This window comes from Mycobacterium sp. 134 (genome assembly GCF_048282715.1).
GTDB classification, from domain to species: Bacteria; Actinomycetota; Actinomycetes; order Mycobacteriales; family Mycobacteriaceae; genus Mycobacterium; species Mycobacterium septicum.
Genome location: NZ_JBLVUN010000004.1, coordinates 13,630 through 30,879 on the forward strand (window position 1 = coordinate 13,630; position 17,250 = coordinate 30,879).

General features: G+C 66.3%; 20 protein-coding genes. 14 read left to right on the forward strand and 6 right to left on the reverse strand.

Annotation, left to right across the window (positions count from 1 at the left end; all coding sequences use genetic code 11):
- The 6 genes from ACNQVK_RS02330 (at position 1) to ACNQVK_RS02355 (ending at position 6,235) form a co-directional block, all read left to right on the forward strand.
- A complete protein-coding gene (locus tag ACNQVK_RS02330) occupies positions 1-1,014 on the forward strand; it encodes an ImmA/IrrE family metallo-endopeptidase (protein WP_418028061.1) in 1,014 nt (337 codons plus the stop codon).
- A 161-nt stretch (positions 1,015-1,175) separates the two neighbouring features.
- Positions 1,176-2,414, forward strand: coding sequence for a DNA cytosine methyltransferase (locus tag ACNQVK_RS02335; protein WP_418028060.1), 1,239 nt, complete (start codon positions 1,176-1,178; stop codon positions 2,412-2,414).
- Complete coding sequence (locus ACNQVK_RS02340) at positions 2,407-3,231, forward strand: hypothetical protein (RefSeq protein WP_418028059.1); 825 nt, start codon at positions 2,407-2,409, stop codon at positions 3,229-3,231. The genes ACNQVK_RS02335 and ACNQVK_RS02340 overlap by 8 nt, the downstream gene beginning before the upstream one ends.
- Positions 3,228-4,475: an AAA family ATPase gene (locus ACNQVK_RS02345; protein WP_377151823.1), complete on the forward strand. Its 1,248-nt coding sequence runs from the start codon at positions 3,228-3,230 to the stop codon at positions 4,473-4,475. Before ACNQVK_RS02340 ends, ACNQVK_RS02345 begins: the two co-directional genes overlap by 4 nt.
- Complete coding sequence (locus tag ACNQVK_RS02350) at positions 4,475-5,752, forward strand: hypothetical protein (RefSeq protein WP_418028058.1); 1,278 nt, start codon at positions 4,475-4,477, stop codon at positions 5,750-5,752. Before ACNQVK_RS02345 ends, ACNQVK_RS02350 begins: the two co-directional genes overlap by 1 nt.
- A 57-nt stretch (positions 5,753-5,809) precedes the next feature.
- Complete coding sequence (locus ACNQVK_RS02355; protein ID WP_418028057.1) at positions 5,810-6,235, forward strand: very short patch repair endonuclease; 426 nt, start codon at positions 5,810-5,812, stop codon at positions 6,233-6,235.
- 10 nt (positions 6,236-6,245) lie between these two features.
- Here ACNQVK_RS02355 and ACNQVK_RS02360 read toward each other — a convergent pair whose 3' ends face one another.
- A complete protein-coding gene (locus tag ACNQVK_RS02360; RefSeq protein ID WP_418028056.1) occupies positions 6,246-6,392 on the reverse strand; it encodes a hypothetical protein in 147 nt (48 codons plus the stop codon).
- Between the two features lie 75 nt (positions 6,393-6,467).
- Here ACNQVK_RS02360 and ACNQVK_RS02365 point away from each other — a divergent pair, with 75 nt between their 5' ends.
- Entirely contained in the window at positions 6,468-6,761 is a 294-nt protein-coding gene (locus ACNQVK_RS02365; RefSeq protein WP_418028452.1) for a hypothetical protein, read from the forward strand.
- 2 nt (positions 6,762-6,763) lie between these two features.
- Here ACNQVK_RS02365 and ACNQVK_RS02370 read toward each other — a convergent pair whose 3' ends face one another.
- Positions 6,764-6,922, reverse strand: coding sequence for a hypothetical protein (locus ACNQVK_RS02370; protein ID WP_418028453.1), 159 nt, complete (start codon positions 6,920-6,922; stop codon positions 6,764-6,766).
- Positions 6,923-7,056: 134 nt separating this feature from the next.
- On the opposite strand from ACNQVK_RS02370, the gene ACNQVK_RS02375 reads away from it, so the two are divergent.
- The 6 genes from ACNQVK_RS02375 (at position 7,057) to ACNQVK_RS02400 (ending at position 10,770) form a co-directional block, all read left to right on the forward strand.
- Positions 7,057-7,335 (forward strand): hypothetical protein, encoded by a 279-nt coding sequence (locus ACNQVK_RS02375; protein WP_418028054.1) that lies wholly within the window; start codon positions 7,057-7,059, stop codon positions 7,333-7,335.
- A complete protein-coding gene (locus tag ACNQVK_RS02380) occupies positions 7,332-9,476 on the forward strand; it encodes a GH-E family nuclease (RefSeq protein WP_418028454.1) in 2,145 nt (714 codons plus the stop codon). Before ACNQVK_RS02375 ends, ACNQVK_RS02380 begins: the two co-directional genes overlap by 4 nt.
- Before the next feature lie 28 nt (positions 9,477-9,504).
- Complete coding sequence (locus ACNQVK_RS02385) at positions 9,505-10,023, forward strand: hypothetical protein (protein ID WP_418028455.1); 519 nt, start codon at positions 9,505-9,507, stop codon at positions 10,021-10,023.
- Between the two features lie 6 nt (positions 10,024-10,029).
- Entirely contained in the window at positions 10,030-10,395 is a 366-nt protein-coding gene (locus tag ACNQVK_RS02390; RefSeq protein WP_418028456.1) for a DUF2185 domain-containing protein, read from the forward strand.
- Positions 10,396-10,482: 87 nt separating this feature from the next.
- The gene (locus ACNQVK_RS02395) at positions 10,483-10,605 is read left to right on the forward strand and encodes a hypothetical protein (protein ID WP_418028457.1); all 123 of its coding nucleotides are present in this window, start codon (positions 10,483-10,485) and stop codon (positions 10,603-10,605) included.
- A gap of 15 nt (positions 10,606-10,620) precedes the next feature.
- Complete coding sequence (locus tag ACNQVK_RS02400) at positions 10,621-10,770, forward strand: hypothetical protein (protein WP_418028458.1); 150 nt, start codon at positions 10,621-10,623, stop codon at positions 10,768-10,770.
- A gap of 50 nt (positions 10,771-10,820) precedes the next feature.
- Here ACNQVK_RS02400 and ACNQVK_RS02405 read toward each other — a convergent pair whose 3' ends face one another.
- The 3 genes from ACNQVK_RS02405 to ACNQVK_RS02415 form a co-directional block, all read right to left on the reverse strand.
- Positions 10,821-13,004, reverse strand: coding sequence for a hypothetical protein (locus tag ACNQVK_RS02405; protein WP_418028459.1), 2,184 nt, complete (start codon positions 13,002-13,004; stop codon positions 10,821-10,823).
- Position 13,005: 1 nt separating this feature from the next.
- Positions 13,006-14,613, reverse strand: coding sequence for an ATP-binding protein (locus tag ACNQVK_RS02410; protein WP_418028460.1), 1,608 nt, complete (start codon positions 14,611-14,613; stop codon positions 13,006-13,008).
- 83 nt (positions 14,614-14,696) lie between these two features.
- A complete protein-coding gene (locus tag ACNQVK_RS02415) occupies positions 14,697-15,923 on the reverse strand; it encodes a DNA cytosine methyltransferase (protein WP_418028461.1) in 1,227 nt (408 codons plus the stop codon).
- Between the two features lie 18 nt (positions 15,924-15,941).
- Between ACNQVK_RS02415 and ACNQVK_RS02420 the strand changes: the two genes are divergently transcribed.
- Positions 15,942-16,247 carry a hypothetical protein gene (locus ACNQVK_RS02420; protein WP_418028462.1) on the forward strand — a complete coding sequence of 102 codons (306 nt, stop codon included), beginning with the start codon at positions 15,942-15,944 and terminating at the stop codon, positions 16,245-16,247.
- 615 nt (positions 16,248-16,862) lie between these two features.
- On the opposite strand, the gene ACNQVK_RS02425 is transcribed toward ACNQVK_RS02420, so the two are convergent.
- Positions 16,863-17,141: a helix-turn-helix domain-containing protein gene (locus tag ACNQVK_RS02425; protein ID WP_418028469.1), complete on the reverse strand. Its 279-nt coding sequence runs from the start codon at positions 17,139-17,141 to the stop codon at positions 16,863-16,865.
- Positions 17,142-17,250 lie beyond the last annotated feature (109 nt).

Sequence of the window (17,250 nt, forward strand, 5' to 3'; positions counted from 1 at the left end):
GTGGACGGGTGGGACGACCTCGCCGTCGGCCTTGATGCCCGAGCGATCGCCGCTCGAATCATTGAGGAGTGCACCACCTTCAACTTCGCGGCGCTGCGCGACAATCCGCTAGGAACGCTGTTGCGAAGTCCGGGGATTGAGGTGGAGATCGAGGACGGCCTCGTCGACACCGGCTGCGGCGGAGGCGGCTACTACCGTCCAACCCCGCCCACAATCCACCTCCACCCGGCCACCTACCGCCGTGACAACTTCACCCTGCTCCACGAGCTCGGCCATCACCTGCAGCAGACGCACGACCAGTGGGGGTTTTCGCTCATCGACATGGTCGACGGGGAGCGGCGCAAAATCGAAGAGCGGGTGTCCGACCAGTTCGCCGCGCAGGTTCTGATGCCCGTGGGTGAGAGCGACCGGCGCGATGCCTCGCTTCATCCGGCGGACCTGATGGCCGGCCTGTACGCCCGGACGGAGGCTTCCCGCCCGGCGACCATGCTGCGCGTGCTCGAGATGCTCCCGGCCGGTTCCCGTTGGATCCTCGCGGTCGCAGATCTCGACGGGGTCGTCACCACATCGGCGACGACCTACGACGACCCTCAGCCGCCGAAGGACTTCGCCCAGGAGGGGTTCAGGCGCATCGCCGCTGAGGCGATGGAGGCCGCCGTGCGGCGGGAGTTCCACGAGGGGATCGAGTACAAGACCGGGTCCGTGCTCGACGGGATGCGGGTGGAGGCGGCGATCGATCATGAGGAGCGGTACGTGTTCCTCGCCCTGAGGCCCACGACCGTGAACGGGGCGGGCACCTGGACCTTCCCTTCGCAGGAGTGCTCCAACCCCGTGTGCGAGAAGACATTCCAGGCGAAGTCGTCCAGCGGCCGCTGCGAGAACTGCCAAGACTTCAAGTGCCCGCACTGCCAGCGCTGCGGGTGTACGGCGCCCGCAGCCCCGACGAAGTGCGGCACGTGCTTCCTGCCATACACACCGGCTGAGATGGCGTCGGGCAAGCACGAGTGCTGGTGACCGAGCCGCGCCGCGGCTGCCGGCGAAAGGCCATCGTGCCTGCTCATTCCCCTGGCGATCGGGCGGTGTCGGTACCAGGATCTAGTCTGCCGTCAAGCACAATGAGGGACGAGCCATCGACTCAGGATGAGATGGGCCACGAGTAGAGGGAGCGCGGCCATATGCCCGACGAAGGCCTGACCAGCATCGATCTGTTCGCCGGTTGCGGTGGTCTGTCCCTGGGTCTGCACAACGCGGGGTGGGATGGTTTGTTCGCGATCGAGCGCGACCCGATGGCGTTCGACACGCTGCGCACGAATCTCGTTGGGGCGGACGCGTCCTACAACGCCTACGCGGAGTGGCCCGACTGGGTGCCTCAGGCCCCCCACGACATCGACACCTTCTTGGGCAACTCGGCGAACAAAAAGCGACTGCGCGGGCTGCGTGGTGCCGTCACGCTCGTCGCCGGCGGGCCCCCATGCCAGGGGTTCTCGGTGGGCGGCGCCCGCAACGGCACAGACGAGCGGAACCACCTGGTCCACCGCCTCCTGGAAGTCGTCGACCTCGTTCGGCCGAAGGTGGCTCTGATCGAGAACGTCGAGGGCATCACCCGCGCTTTCCGATCACGGCCCCGTGAAGATGCCCAGGAGTCAGTGGCAGCCGAGGTTGTGGCAGCGTTCAAGGAGCTCGGCTACGAGGCCGACTTCGGGATAGGCAATGCCAGCGAGTTCGGTGTCCCCCAGGTGCGCCGGCGGGCCATCATCATCGGCGTGCGGAACGACCTGGGGATCTCCCCCTCGGACTTCTTCCGCTACCTGGACAAGGTCCAGGAGGAGCACCTGCTCGCGCACGGACTCCCGACCGATAGGCCCGTGACGGCCGCGGAGGCGCTGGCGGACCTGCACAACCCGGGCGGCCGCGTGCAGTGCCCGGACTCGCCCAAATACGACTCCTCGAAGTACATCAAGGCTGAGGGGCCGTACGCGCGAGCCCTGCGCCGCGGAATCCGCGCCGGATCGATTCCGGACTCCCATCGGTACACGAAGCACGGGGAGCAAATCCTGGACCTGTACTCGACGGCCCACGCAACACAGCCGAAGGGCCGTCTGACGAAAGAGTTCCTGCTGTCCATGGGCACGAAGAAGGACAAGAAGGTGCTCATCGACCCTGACGCACCGGTGTCCACGATCACCACCCACCCGGACGAGTTCATCCACTACGCCGAGCCTCGCAACGTCACCGTTCGGGAGATGGCGCGGCTGCAGTCCTTCCCCGACGACTTCAAGTTCCGGGGCAGGTACACGATCAACGGCCCGCGGCGGAAGTTCGACGTCGCGCGCTGCTCGCAGGTCGGCAACGCGGTGCCGCCCCTGTTCGCGGAGGCGATCGGGCGAGCACTCAGGGGGATGCTGGGTGCCTGACGAAGTCGATGAAGTCACGGTCGAGGACGCCGACACCGACACGGATCAGTCCGACGCCCCTGATTGGGACCTGACGCCGGTCGTCAAGTTCCTAACCGCGCGCTCCGAGACGGCAGCCGAGGCCGCGTGGGTAGATGCGCTCCCAGCCATCAGCGAGGGATTCCCGCCTGCCGCCTGGGGGTACGACCACACCATCAACCCATACGGGCAAGGCGCGCACAGCAACTTGTACAACAACGAGAGCCAGAGCGATTTCAAGAACTGGCTGCAGGACTGCAAGGTATCGGTTGAGGAGTACGCCGACGCTGTCGGCCCGATCCAGTACGTGAGCATCCAGATTCACCTGCTGTCACTTGGACAACGGCTCAGGAACAACAAGGGCTGGCGTGTCCGGATCATGGGGTTTCCGTCGCTCGGAATCATCGCGTGCGGACTTGGGAGCCATTACCAGGGAACTCAGAACCACAACCTGATGGGTGAGGCGTCTGCCCGAATCCGATCGCGTGCACTCGAAGTGCTGAACGGGGAGACGCGAGCTGCGCTCGACGGCTGGCTGTCCGCCACCGCCGAAGACTGGGAGGAGCGCGGGCTGATGGCGAATCCGATCTTAACGATCGGCGACCTCAATATCGGATCGTTCGACGACGGGCGCGGGGCGAAGCTCCGTATGGTCCGAAACACCACGGTGAAGAAGGAGCTCGCGACCTTCTTTGCGATCAAGGGCATGACCGCTCCTGAGTTCCTTCAGGACGGTCCTCACTATCTGGAGACGTTGAGGAGCATCGCGGCCGACCTTGGGAGGTCAGCGTCGCGATGAGCAACCCCTTTACAGACGTCGACTCCTTCGAGGCGCTGCGCGCTGCCGCTATGGGGGACGATGAGGCATTCGAGCGCTACCGGCGCCGGGAAGCGGCGGCTGCCCGCCGGCACGTGTCACACGTGGTCGAGCTGCAGCTCTCCGCTCGCGTCGAGAGGATGATCGAGGTCGCGATCGCCTCGTCGCGCGCGGTGCTACTGGTTGGCCCGCCGGGCACTGGCAAGACCGAGATCCTTGAGCAGGTCATCGACAAGGCGGACAAAGACCCGGCGCGGTTCGGCTTCACCAGCGAGGGCATCGACTGCGCCTGGGTGACGCCCGAGGAGGAGTGGACGTTCGAGAAGCTGGTGCTCGGTGAGACGGTCGTGGACGGCGAGATCCGCAGCGTGGAGGGTGATCTCCTCGTGGCGGTGCGCAATAACCAGTGGCTGGTGCTCGACGAGACGAACCGAGCGGACATGGACCGCGTGCTCGGCGGGGTGCTCACCTGGCTGTCGGGCAAGCGGGTCAAGGTCGGCGTCTGGCGGGGCCCGGACGCGACAGGGGGCAGCGGCGATCAGACGGTCCCCGTGTACCTGGAGTGGACCGATCAGCCGGAGAGTCGGGTCCGACCAGTCGCCACGCCTCCGTCCCTGGAGTACGCGGCGGGTTCAGAGTGGCGTGTACTCGGGACGTACAACGCGGTGGACGCGCAGCGTGTGTTCCGGATGGGACAGGCTCTGAGTAGGCGCTTCAAGCACGTGCCCGTCCCGCCCGCGAGCGCCGACGACTTCCGAGCGATCATCGCGGGCCGCGTCAACGACGAGACGCTGCTCGACTGGCTGACAGACCGGGTCACCCGCCTGTACGCGGCTCACCTCGGGATCGAAGACGCCCAGCTCGGGCCTGGGCTGTTCGTGGACATCCCGGCCTACGTTGAGCACGGCCTGCGGATGCACACGTACGCAGACGCCGGCGGGGATGGCACGACGACCACAGTGTCTGAGGATGAATCCCAGTCCGGCGACGGTGACGGCGAGCCCGCCGAATCCGAGCCGGCGAATGGGGACGAGAAGCTGACACACCCCGCCGATCTGTTGGAAGAGCTCCTCGCAGAGGCGTACCTGGTGTCGGTGGGGAACCTTGTGGCCAAGTACGAGCCGGACCTACTCGACGACCTCTCGGTCGCGATCTCCAGCACCGCCGCTCTGACAGCCGGCAACTGGGCATGGGTGCAGCAGAGCCTGCACGCGATGCGCGCCTGATGGACGACACCGCGCTCTCGGTTCACGAGGGCGGGCTGATGCGGGTGCTCTCCGAGTGGTCGGGTGTCGGCAACCTGTACTCCGCCGTCGCGGCCGCGTCCCCGGCCCCCGTCGAACGGGAGTGGTCACCCGAGGACGTGGAGCGCCGCGCGATGCGGATCCTTCTCCTGCAGTGCAGCCCGATCCTCAGGAGGTGGCCGAAGTCGGCGAGGGAGTGGCAGAACCACCTCCCCACTTTGTCCAACCGCCACCGCTTCTGGTCGGACGTGCCGCAGACCCGTGTGGACTGGGCCAAGACCCGGCGGGCGGGCTGGCCGCCTTCGGCGTTCGCGATCCGCCGCCGTAGGCGCACCACCGATCAGCTGACTCTGAGCGTGCTCGCGTGGACGCTGGGCAAGCTCGACCAGGCGCTGGCCGCCTCGCAGAGCTTGACAGGGCCGCACACGGGGACGCTGATTGAGCAGCTGTCCGAGGATGTGGAAGGCACTCTCGTAAGAACTTTGCCGATCCTCGGCCTGCTCGACGAGGCCGACCAGACGCCGCCCTCGCGCGACGATATCGGCTCGGTACGGGCGTCTGGGTGGCCATGGAATGTGGTCGCCGAGGTCGCGGCCTTCTTCGCGGCGGTGGAGCGCGGCGGGGCGGAGGGTCTCGCGCGAAGGTTGCTGAGACCCGACGGGTTCCCGGAGGCGATCTTCCAGCTGGGCGTGCTCGGCGCGGTGATGATCGCTTGCGAGCGTGCGGGCGCCACGGTCACCAGCCTGCGCCCGATCGGCTACATGACGAGCGGGCCCGTCTACCGCATCGACTTCCCTGGTGGGGAGCCGTGGGACCTGTGGTGTGAGGCCGCGCGCTGCTGGGATGTGTACGGGGTCGCCGACAAGTACCGCGACCTCGCGCGAACACTCTCCTACAGGGGTGGGCAGGCGTTCCAGGCGCGGAACATCCGGCCGGATGTTCTCCTGGCGCGTCGCGGAGACCGGGCCCTGGTGCTGGAGTGCAAATATCCCGCCGAGAGCCTCGACCCCGGGTACGTCGCCCAAGGGATGTACCAGGCGGCGTTCTACGCGCATCAGCTCGTGCCAGCTTTCGGCACGGTGTCCGGCCTCGCCGTCGGGCCCACCGATCTTGTGCCCGGTCATGTTGATTGGCAGCTGGGGGCTGTCCGGGTCGGGGTGGCGAGCCCAGCGGACCTGGAGGAGCTACTGATGCGGTTCCTCGACGCCGGTAGCACGGGGGCGCCGCAGGCCATAGGGGTTGCGCCGGCCCAAGGGTGATCGCGCTCGCCGCGTAGCGCTCTGCCCCGAGCCTCTCCTTTGCGCCACACTGGTTCCATGGCTGAGAGCTGGGCATCCAGCCCCGCGGTGCGAGCCAGCATGCGCGGGAACCGCAGCAGGGACACCAAACCCGAGCTCGCGGTGCGGAAGTTGGTGCACCGCGCGGGCCTTCGCTACCGCGTTGATCGTGCGCCGCTCGACACCCACCGCCGGCACCGCGCCGACCTCGTATTCACGCGCGCCAAGGTGGCGGTGTTCGTCGACGGCTGCTACTGGCACGGCTGCCCCGAGCACCATCGGCTACCCGCCGTGAACACGGACTACTGGGAGGCGAAGGTAGCGGGCAACCGCGACCGCGACGCCCGGGTGAGCGCCCTGCTCACCGATGCCGGCTGGACAGTGATGCGGTTCTGGGAGCACGAGGATCCCGCCGTGGTGGCCGCCGTGATCGTGGATGTGGTCACCGCGGCTCGCACAGGATGAACTTGCTGGGCTACTGGCCTGCGTCCCACGTGAGCACCGCCATCGCCGCCGACGCGAGCTCCTTGCCCGCGTGCAGCATGTCGTCCTCGGTGGGGCCGCGGCCGTCCCACCGGGCCAGCGCGGCGGACAGCTGCTCAACGAGGTGCGCGGGGATCATGCTCCGGATTATCCCGGGGCACGGCTCTCTCCGCGCCGCGGTTCCTGTCGGGCACAGTGGCTTAGCCTTGGAACTGTGAGAGGCATCGAGGGCATCGAATGGACGGCCGTCAGCGTCCGTTCAGACATCGCGGCGGATCCCCAAGCACGACTCCACGCCCTCGGCTTCGTGGGGAAAGTCCCCGTCGCTACTGCCGAGGCGTCCCGCGACTATGTCGAGAACTGGATGATGGGACCCGACACGGTCGTCGAGGGCGACGGGGCCCTGGTCCACAACTCCTACACCGACCGCTTCGTGTTCCCCGTCGTGGGCACCGCTGACGGGGTGCCCGTCTACGCGATCGAGGGCTACGGGGCCTTCCAGCGGTAGTGCTACGGTTTGATCCACCGCGTCAGCTCAGCCGCCGACTCCGCCAGCGTCACGGCTTCAGTCCCCCGCAGTAGCCGGTGCCACTCGCGTTCCCCGGCCAGGTACTCCTCCACGGCGGTCGGCAACTGCGGCCCCGTCAGATCCTCCGCGAACTTATCCACGACGGGTTAGACGCACCTCGGACACCATCGGTTCCACCGAGTTTCGGACCCGCTCACCCCGCCGAACAGGTGTCGGTGCAGGTGCAAGTCGTGAGATAGGCTCACGACCAGGTGTGGCCGGTTGGGGGATTGGCATGGCAAACGAACTGAACGTCGACGCGGTCGGCCTACAGGCAGCGGCAACGAGTAGCGAGGCCGTCGCCGCGACTGAACTGAGCGGCGCGCAGGTCTGCGGTTCAGCATCCTGGCAGCCCAGCGGTGCCGGAGTTGATGCGGTCAACGCGGTGTGGGCCTCGGTGCGTCAGCGTCAGGCCGCACGTATCACCGGTCAGGCCGCCGACCTGTCGGTCAGCGGTGCTCGTTACGACACCACCGACGAAGAGGGGCGCGACGCGATCACGGTGACCGTGTGAGCCCTGCGGCGGGCGGTGACGCTGTGTCGCTGACGCGTTCGCAGATCGAGGCGTGGAGCACCACTCACCTGACCGAGGCCGCGACGGACTGGCGTGCAGCGGCCACCCAATCGGAGAACGCGTTCGATCAGCACCGGCAAAACATTGCCTCACCGGGCGGCACCACATGGGAAGGCGATGGCAAGGACGCCGCCCTGGATCGGGCGAGCGCTGATTGTTCGGTCGTGGGCAGCCAGGCCGACGCTCTACGTGAGGCCGCCGACCTCGCCGAGAGCGGTGTCACCGATATCAACGCCGCACACCGCGAGATTGTTGCCGCGATCACGGCCGCCGAAGAGGACGACTTCAATGTCAGTGAAGAGTTGAAGGCCACCGACACTCGCCGCTACGACATCACCACGATCGCCGCCCGGAACAGGGCTCTGGCCGAGCACACCGAGGACATCCGCTGGTACGCCGACCGACTCGTTCAGGCCGATACCCATGTTCGGGAACGGCTGCGGGCGAAAGCGGTTGAGCTGGCGGGGATTAAGTTCGAAGGCGAGGGCGAGGGAGGTGTAAGCCCATCCGACCACGTGAGGCTTGTCGACAACAAGGTCAAGTACGACGCCGACGGCAAAGACCAGCCGGGCGAGAAGAAACCTGAGGTTCCGGCGCAGGCGCCTGGTCAGATCGGCCCGTTCGCGGTGCCCAAGTCGGTGGAGGACGCCGCAAAGAAACCGGAGGGCAAACCCGCCGCTACCGGTGATGTCGGGGGCGACCTGCGCGACTTGCTGGGCGCCAACGATCCTGCGACCGCAGGGGCAGAACCGAAGCCCACCGCCGCGCCTCAGATACGCCCACAGGACGTCGAACAGTTCAAGACCCAGGCTCGGAACCTGTTGCGGCAGCACGGTGTACCGCCCGACCAGATCGAGGCACAGGTCAACGCCATGGTCGCGGACGCGCAGAAGACGAACACCGCGCTTGCGGACTCAGCTGCCCACACGCCGGCCAATCCGGACACCACGCCGGGTCCCGCGCCCGCCGACACCCGCAGCCTCGGAGAGAAGCTCGGGGATAAGTTCAACAATTTCGTCAACGAGGCTCACGACCAGTTCTACAACCGCCTCGACTCCACGGCGGAAACGTTGCAGAACCTCACCGGCACCGGCGGCGAGGGCCGCCCCGGCGTCCTCGAGTCGTGGCAACAGCTCGGGGAAGCGGCCGTCGAAAACCATATGAAGGATCCGCTGCATCTACGTGACCCGATGGGGCCGCTGGGGCCGTGGGGCGCGGTCAACGGGGTCGTGGACGACATACCGGAAATGATCGACAACCCCGGCAAGCACGCCGGCGACGTGTTGTTCGACGCAACCGCCATGGCCGCCACGGCACCTCTGGGCGCGGAGGGCTTGCTGGGCAAGTCGATGCTGCCCGAGGTGGGTGCGCTGGAACGTGGCCTGGTCTCGGAAGGCGGACGCACGCTCGAACACGGGGCGGCACCGGCGGTTCCGCACACACCCGACCCGCCCGCAGCGCCTCGCACCGCAGAAGCCCCTCCCGTCCCGCACAGCGCCGAGCCGGTCCCTCCCCACACCGCGGAGCCGCCTCCCGTTCACCACAGTGCGGGGCCACCACCAGTCGGACACCATGCGGATGCACCACCTCCGGCCCATCCGCCTGACTCACCGCCAACGGGGCCACTACCACCGCACGGCGAACCCGGGTCGTTCGGCTACGACGAGAACGGCGACCGTCTGAGGTATGCGAACAGCAGACCGGACTACGGGGCTGGGCAGGAAGAACAGGTCTGGAACAACTCCCGCAACGATCAGCTAACGCGGATCGATGGCGGCCGGGTCGACCTTCCGCAGCCCGGCCCGGACCGGCAATGGGTAGAGCTGCACCCGAACGGTCCGATCGGCGACGACTGGGTTGTCAAGGACGGCCATCGACTCGTCGAGTGGCAGCCCGGCGACCCCCGCGACGGGTTGTGGGACATGGGTCACGGGAACGGCCGTGAGTACCGAGATCTCCGACAGGCGTACCTGAGCGGAGAAATATCGTTCGAGGAGTATATGCGCGAGTTCCGAGACCCCGACAATTACCTTGTCCAAGACCCGTATCGGAACCGGTCCCACATCGATGAGCAACGATGACCGGCCCCTCGAACGATAGGGTGGCCGAGTGAGCCTGGTCTACGCCGCGCATCGGGGGTCCTACGAGGACTTCCTCAAGGAGTACACGCCGGGGGACGCTGCGAAGCTGTTCGGTATCGGTAGGCCACTGCTGTTCCAGTCGGTCGCGAACAAGGACGTCGAGGCGCGGGTGGCGATCACGAATCGACTGCTGGACGATGGCGCTGATCCGTCAATCGCCCCGGATGGTGTCAACGTCCTGCACGTGTTGTTCGATCAGCGAACGCATGACACGGAGTTTGAAGCGCCGATGCTCCGGCGACTTATTGAGTGCGGTGCCGACATCAACTTGGTTTCCAAGCGATCCGGCCCACCCCTCGCGGTTTTGATCCAGCACGGACCGACACCGGAAAGTGAATGCGTCCCGTTCTACGACGTGATCTTCGATCAGCCGAATCTCGACCTGACCCATCCCTACCTACACGATCTCATCTTCAATTCCGTATGGAACCTGCCGATCTTGCGTGAGCGGGTACGGGCATACGAGTCCGCGCGGCAATCGTCCTAGGCGGCCATGACACGGTATATCGAGTTCATCCCCAAGTCCGGCGTATGTCTGGCCACGGAGAACGTCATGGAGCGGCGCGGTGTTGTGCGATGGATGCTGCGACGGGAGTCGCAGCGTCCCGCAGACAACGGCTGGCGGATCATGAGCAATATCGACACGACCGAGTATCTCGATGATCCGAACAGTTGGCGGATCGTCGCCTTCAACGATGTGTGCAACATCGAACCGGCACTCATAGGTATCTACGATTTCCCAGTCGGGTCGGACCTGCAGATCGTGCGCGACGAACGCGGCATCAGCATCTACGACACCCCGACCGGTCGGCAGATCCCCGTTGAGGAGTTCTACGTGCCGCCTCAGTTCCGTGACTGAGCGCGACCGAGGCCGATGATGATGGCCTGACGGGGACGGGGGACAGCTGGGGGAGCATCTCGCGCCGGGGCCGGTTCCGTGCCGTTCGTGGCGAACAAGAAGTTCCGCTTGCCAGCCGAAGACATCGTGCCGGGCCTCGATCCAGGGGACGGCTGCACGGCGACCGACCGAATCCTGGTGGACGGCAGCCCGGTCGGCTACATGTACTGAGACGGCACGGGATGGGTGTTCACCGTCGGCGACGAGACCCCGGAGTGCCTGGCCGAACCCAGCCACGTGAATCTGCTGTCGCTCAACGAGATCGCCAACTACGACCGCTCGATCGTCGCCTACCTCGAGTGGCTTCGGTCGGTCTCTCGAAGAATCACGCGATGACCTTCAGTCATTCGTCTATGACACGCCGGTACCGACACCGGCTGCTGCGATCACGGAAGTGCTTGGGGTCCGTGACGGTCGGAAGCCGATGGCAGTACGTCGGCGGCGTCCTGTGGTTGTGCATCGCTCCAGCGTTTGATGAATTGCTGGACTGAATCCGGAAAGTAGGCAACCCGATCGACGCTGGGGGTACGGCTGCCGCGTAGGCGCTTGAGGTTGTCGAGCACCATGGACTTGAGTTCGCGCTCGAGTATCCTGCCCAGCGCCTTGCAATTCTCGTGGGCGTTGTAGACCACCGAGGGCAGGATTTTGACGAGGATCTTCTTGGACAGGAAGTTGTGGTCGCGATCGAGGGTGAACCCGACGTGGTCTAGGGCACCGACGATCATCTCGACGTTTCGTCGCACTCGGTCGGCTGCCTCGGATTCGTCCATGGGGCGCAGGGATTCGAGAAATTCGTAGCGCGGGGCCAGTGGGCCGGGGTCACCCGAGGAGTGCCCGATGTAGAAGAGCCCGTAGTCGGCGTAGTGCAGCATGCGGATGTAGGGGTCGTCGTCGATGTCTTCGACGTTCTTCCAGTAGGACTCCATAGTCTCGTCGGCACGGTGTTCGTGTTGCCGACGCCTGAACATCTCCGTCCACGAGTCTGGATCGTCGCTGTTGCATTGACGGTAGAGGTCGGTCAGGGCGTGAAACGGCCTGGCCACGACGAAGCTGACGAAGTAGCCGTCCCTGCGGTCGACTTCGATGGCGCCCAGCAGGTAGTTCATCAACTCGTTGTCGGACAGGTGCGATCCCCGCGCGACATCCCAGCCCGGGTCGATCGGCGCGACGTCGCTGGCGGGGTGGCCGTGTTTGATGAACCAGTTGACGATGGTGGCGAAGAGGTCCAGTTGGCTGGACTTGACGGCACCGGCGAACACCGGTGGATTGCGGCGGTCGCGGATGTGGCGCAGCACGTCGTGGCTCAGTCGTACGCCTTCGCGGACCATCGCCCCGTAGGAGTTGGCGAATTGGTAGTGGTTGGACCACCGTTCCTGCAGGGTGACGGTTCCGTCGCGGAAGTGCACCCGCGGGGTCGGTAGTTCCTCGCCGGCGCCCAGCGACTTGCCGTGGCCGGTGAACACGCGCTCGTCGGCGCGCCATTGGACGACGTCGGTCGCGCATTTGGCCATGTGCTCGTAGGAGCTGTCGGTGAGGCCCTCGCTGCGATACATGAACGGCGCCATCACCATGCCCCCGTTGATCGGGTTGTCGATGGCACTTCGGGTCAGCGGGACGCTGTAGAGCGGCGAACGGGGTCGCTTGGCCCCCTTGGGCAGTTCAAGGTAGACGACGCTGTTGTTGAAGGTGATGACTTCCGCGCCGGCGGCGTCGACGAATTTAGCGCCGGTGTCGATCTGCATCACGCTGGAGTAGGTGCTGCCGTCGCTTCCGGAGACGGTTGCGTTGATCCAGTCGACCGGTTCGATTGCCGCACCGGGGTGGATCAGGCTGATTGCGGTCGTCCCGTAGATCCGGCGCCGGAGCTCGGCCCTAAGCACGGCGGGATGCACATCGATGCGCTGGGCGGGGTCGCCGTTGGGTGAGGCCACCGTCGCCGACGAGGGAATGGTGATGGCTTGGCGGGTTAGGCCCAGCCGGGCGTAGCAGAAGGTGTCCAGCGTGAGACGCTGGTCGCGGATGCGGTGATGGTGGGCGATGTCGGTGGCGTCGCCGTCGGCGCAGATGTCGACGTCGGCGTTGTAGGCGGCGACCAGGTCCAGGACGAGGTCCTCGACCAGACGTCGCGGGTCGACTCCGCGGAGCGCGATGGCCGCGTCGCGCAGGACTGTGTCGCGTTTGCCCTGGATGTACTCGCGGGCGTCGACGAGGGCGGCGATCACCTCGGTGGGGCGTTGGGCGTGCACCATCTCGTCGATATCGGCCAGCGTGAGTGCGGTGTCGGCGTGCAGCGCGTCGGCGAGGGTGTAGCGCACGCCGTCGCCGGTGGCCGATGAAGGGCGTTCCTCGAGGTGGCCGATCGCGGTCATTCGACGGACGATCTTGTAGTAGACCGGCAGCGACACGGTATCGCGGATCGGTTCGTCGGCGGTGGGGAAGTGGGTGCCGGTCTCGGTGAGCGTCCGGTGGATCTGCGGGACTGTAGCGCCCACGCCGGGGTCGTCCAGGTTGCGCAGGTAGCGGATGATCGCCTGTTCGCGTTCGGCGACGTCGTATTGGCGTGCCGACATGTCAGGCACCGTGATCGGGCAGTGTCTTCTTGGCCGCCCAGCCCAGCTTGCGGATGGTGGCGAACATGTCGGGGGCGTGGCCGCCGTGGCTGGTCCGTCGTCGGCGGACGTCGACGACGGTGGCGTGGCGGACGGTTTCGGCGACCCCGCTGAGCAGGCACGTCCCGACCGGGAGTCGGGGCAGGCGGTGGATGATCTCGGGTGGGGCGTCGGCGAACACGCCCTTGAGGCTGTCGAGTTGGTCGGGTTCGATGGTGTGCACGAACCGGGTCAGAAGACGCTTGAGGATGGCCCGGTCGACGTCCGCGGGACTCTGAGTGGTCAGGATGAGACCGAGGCCGAAATGGCGTCCGATGCGGGCGATTTCACGCAGCACCTGGGTGGACACCAGGTTCTGCTCGTTGGGGCACACCAGGTGGAACTCGTCGATCGACAGCGCCACGAACGGAATGTCGGCGACGTTCCTGACGACGTACTGCAGTTCACGGGCGACACCGGCCACGACGATCCGCAGGTCGCTCAGCGACAACGACCAGCAGTCGATGTTGACCACGGCGCCGGGTTGCAGCAGCGCACGCCACGGCGTCGGCGCGCCGATGTAGGCGCGCTGCCTGAGGGCGGCGGTGCGGGTCTTTGCCGGGTGCAGAGTACCGGCGGCTTGCATGCCCATTGCCGGTGCCATCGCCTCAATCTGATCGACGAGATCGTCGACTCCGAAGATCTGACGCCGGCCGAACCGGATGTCGTCGTGCAGCGCGTCGATCGCGGCCCCGATCAGCGTCTCCATGTTGGTGCCGCGTCGGATTCCGTTCTGCTCCACCATCTCCAGCACGTCCTCGCGGGTCAGGGAGGACAGGGCCAGGGTGAAGTCGTCGCCGGGTACGAGGGTGCGCCCGCCCAGTTGCGCGGTGGCATCGACCATTTCGCGGTTGACGTCGATGTTGACCTGACAGGTGCCCAGGCAGTGCAATTCCTCGGCCAGCACACCGCGGGTGTAGCTCTTGCCCGAGCCGGTGCCGCCGACGATGAGCATGTGCCGCTGGATCGCATTGCTGACCAGCACGGCTGGGGTGTCGGTGCCGTGCACGACTCCGATGTCGACGCCGTCGTGCGGGTCGGCCAGCAGACCCAGGGCGCGGCTGATCATCTCGCCTTCGGCGCGGACCACGGTGCCCCCCGCCAGGGGCAGGGTGCGCACTTCGTGTGGTGAGCCCAGGCCGTGGGCGTCGAAGGGGATCTCCTCGACCGGTTCGCACGCGGCGATGCGGTAGATCACCGTCGAGGACCCTTCGGGGGCGTATCGGGTGTCGAAGGTCAGCACGTCGCGCACCGTGGAACTCAGCGCATCCTCGTGGGGGTTCACCTCGTGGACGTCGAGCACGCGGCACACCACCCACGCGTCCGCGCCGTCGAGGTGTGCGTGCGCGGCGACCAGCTCGCCGGGAAACACCGCGGCGTTGGCCTCGAGCCGGAAGGCGATGTCGGTGAAACTCGGCGAGGTGCCCTCGCTGATCACCTTGCCCAGTACCGGCGAGCGCGGGCCGAGCAGCTCGCCCTCGAGAACTTCTGCCGTCGGTTCCTCACCGTTGGGTGACCAGCTCGCGTCCATCACCGCTCCTAACCACTAACCCTTACGAGTAAAGGGTTACACGGAAATGACAGCGATGCAAGTAGTGCGGGCTCGGGGCGTGGCTAGGGCAGGAGGGCCGCGAGCTCAATGGCGATGTGGCGGGCGATGGCCTCGGCCCACAGTGGGGGGAAGGCGTTGCCGACGACGCGGGCCTGGTGCGACTGGTGCCCGACGAAGACGAAGTCGTCGGAGAACCCCTGCAGGCGGGCCGCCTCGCGCACGGTGATGGTCCGATTCAGCTGATAGTGCAGGTAGCGACCGCATCCGGGATTGTGGAAGTTCGTCGTCACCGTGCGCGCGAGACCCCTCCGGTGCAGACGGGTGTAGGCCTGCGAGTAGTACCGGCGACCGTTGGTGGCCTCCAGCGGAGGACGTGATCCCTCGGGCACCAGGCTCATCCGCGCGGTGAGATCTCCGCGGTGATTCCACGGCACGTGGTTGGACGGCGGCCCGGATTCGCGCAGCGCCAGCGAGCTCGCGTACGCGGAGCGCGCTGTGGTCCCGGCGGCGGCGAGGTCGCCGATCGCGTCGCCGACGGTGACGAACGACGGCAGCTGCGACAACCTGTCCCCGTAGTGGCCACCCATGCCGTAGGCCCCGCCGCTGAGTCGCGGTGCGGCGCCGAGGATCGCGTCGATTGACGCCAGGGTGGGTGTGACCGGCTGCTCGGTGCGGTAGTTCCACACCTTGCGTCGGCCGCCGTGCGTGGGTGGTGGGCACGTCGGGGTGATGCCGGTGTCGCGCCGGTACCCGATGACGATGGTCCGTTGACGGGTCTGCGGCAGGCCGTAGGCGGCAGCGTTGAGCACGCCCGACCAGATCCGATAACTTCGCGTCGTCCTATCCAGCTCCGCGCGAAGCTCGCTTCGGTCCGCCACCGACGGCACGTTCTCCATGACGAAGAACACCGGCCTAAGTGAACGAACCAGACGAAAGTATTCCAGCAGCAACCGATTCCGCTCGTCGTCGACTTGCCGGCTGCCCGCGGTCGACCAGCCCTGGCACGGCGGGCAACCCAGTAGCCCGAACATCGAGTCCACTCCGGCTTCGCCGAGGATCCGGGGCCCGGTCACGTCGCGGACGTCGCGCAGGTCGTAGGGAACGTCGTCGACGGAGTTGACGCCGAACGTCTTGGCGACCAGCGGGTCAACGTCGTTGAGGTAGGTGATCTCGAACGGCCCGCCCCGGGCGAATCCCGACGCCACCGATGCGACGCCGGCGAAGACCTCACACACCGGCACGGTGCGCCGCGCCGACCGCTGGGGCGGTTGCTCGAACATGACTGGCATGCGTAAAATTATATAATTATGGAAGCCCCTTCGGCAAGTGCCGCACGTCGTGTCACCAGCATTAAATGGGCTGAATCGGTCGATGCGCGACTACGGATTCTGGTCAATCTCGCCGCCGAGGAACTGGGACGACCGACGAGTGCAGCTGAACTGTTGGCCGGCTTAATCGTCAGGGAGCCGTTGAACGGCAAACGCGCCGCGAAGACCGCTCAAGCGGCGACTGCGCGCAAGTTGCGCGCAGTCGAGCGTGAGAATGCCGAACACATCGCCCAGGCCGGGCCGCATCGTGGTCGCCCCCGTGGGTCGGCGGTGGCGGAGGGCTGAGGGCGTCACCGGCAGTGGCATCGGGCGCGGTTGCGCGCGGTCCGATGACGGGGCCGGACCAGATCCAACGCGGTGTCAATGACATCGATTGTGGGTGGCACGATCTCAGGTCGGAACTGAGGCGGTTGTCGCCGTAGCAGGGGTTTCCCATAGCCCGCTGCGCGGGCTTGGTGTCCGGTTCAGCGGCGGCGATGACGTCGGCCCGCGGCACGGGGCGACCGCGGTAGGCATGGGAATGAGCTGTACCGGCCCGAGTGGCTTGGGTCGAATAGTCCCGGCCGTCGGTTTCGCGGCCGCACCCGCTGTCGGTGACGTGGTGGTACAGCTTCCGGCGGCCATGGTCCCGCGTCCTATCGCGTCGCCCCAAGGAAAACCTCCGAACTCAACAGGCAGCGGCGAGACTCACCGGTCAGCTGGCCGCGGGGCCGAACAGTGCGGGAAAAGGCGGGCACGACAAGCTCTTTCGCGCATCTCCCCAGTAAAGATGCCGTTGGGTCATGTCGAAACAATCGATTCTGAACGCGCAGAAGTACTGATGCGGAAGGCCGAGCCATCTTCATCCCCTTCGTGCGTTGACACCCGGTGGGCGCAGGGGCGCTGGCACTGCACCTGCGTCTAAATCTGCGGGTGCCCTGGAATAGGCAGGTCATTCACGAGATGGCCCGCGTCGATGCCAAGGCCATGGGCGATCTTGACGATGGTCTCCAACCGCAAACTGCGTTGACCCCGCTCGACCTTGCCCAGCTGTGTCCAATGAATGTCGCAGCGCACCGCGGCCGCTTCCTGACTGAGCCCGAGCGCTCGCCGGCGGCTACGCACTCGTTCACCGAAAACGCGCGTGGTCTCGTTCACTGCGGGACTGGACGGATCGGCTGGCACAGAAATACACCACATACGGCCCGTGCGCAATAGGCCAGAGCGCACTGTACGCATGCGCATTGCACCCATGCGTAATAGTCCTTAATATGGAACAACTTTGACGACGGCACCGCTCACCGGGTGG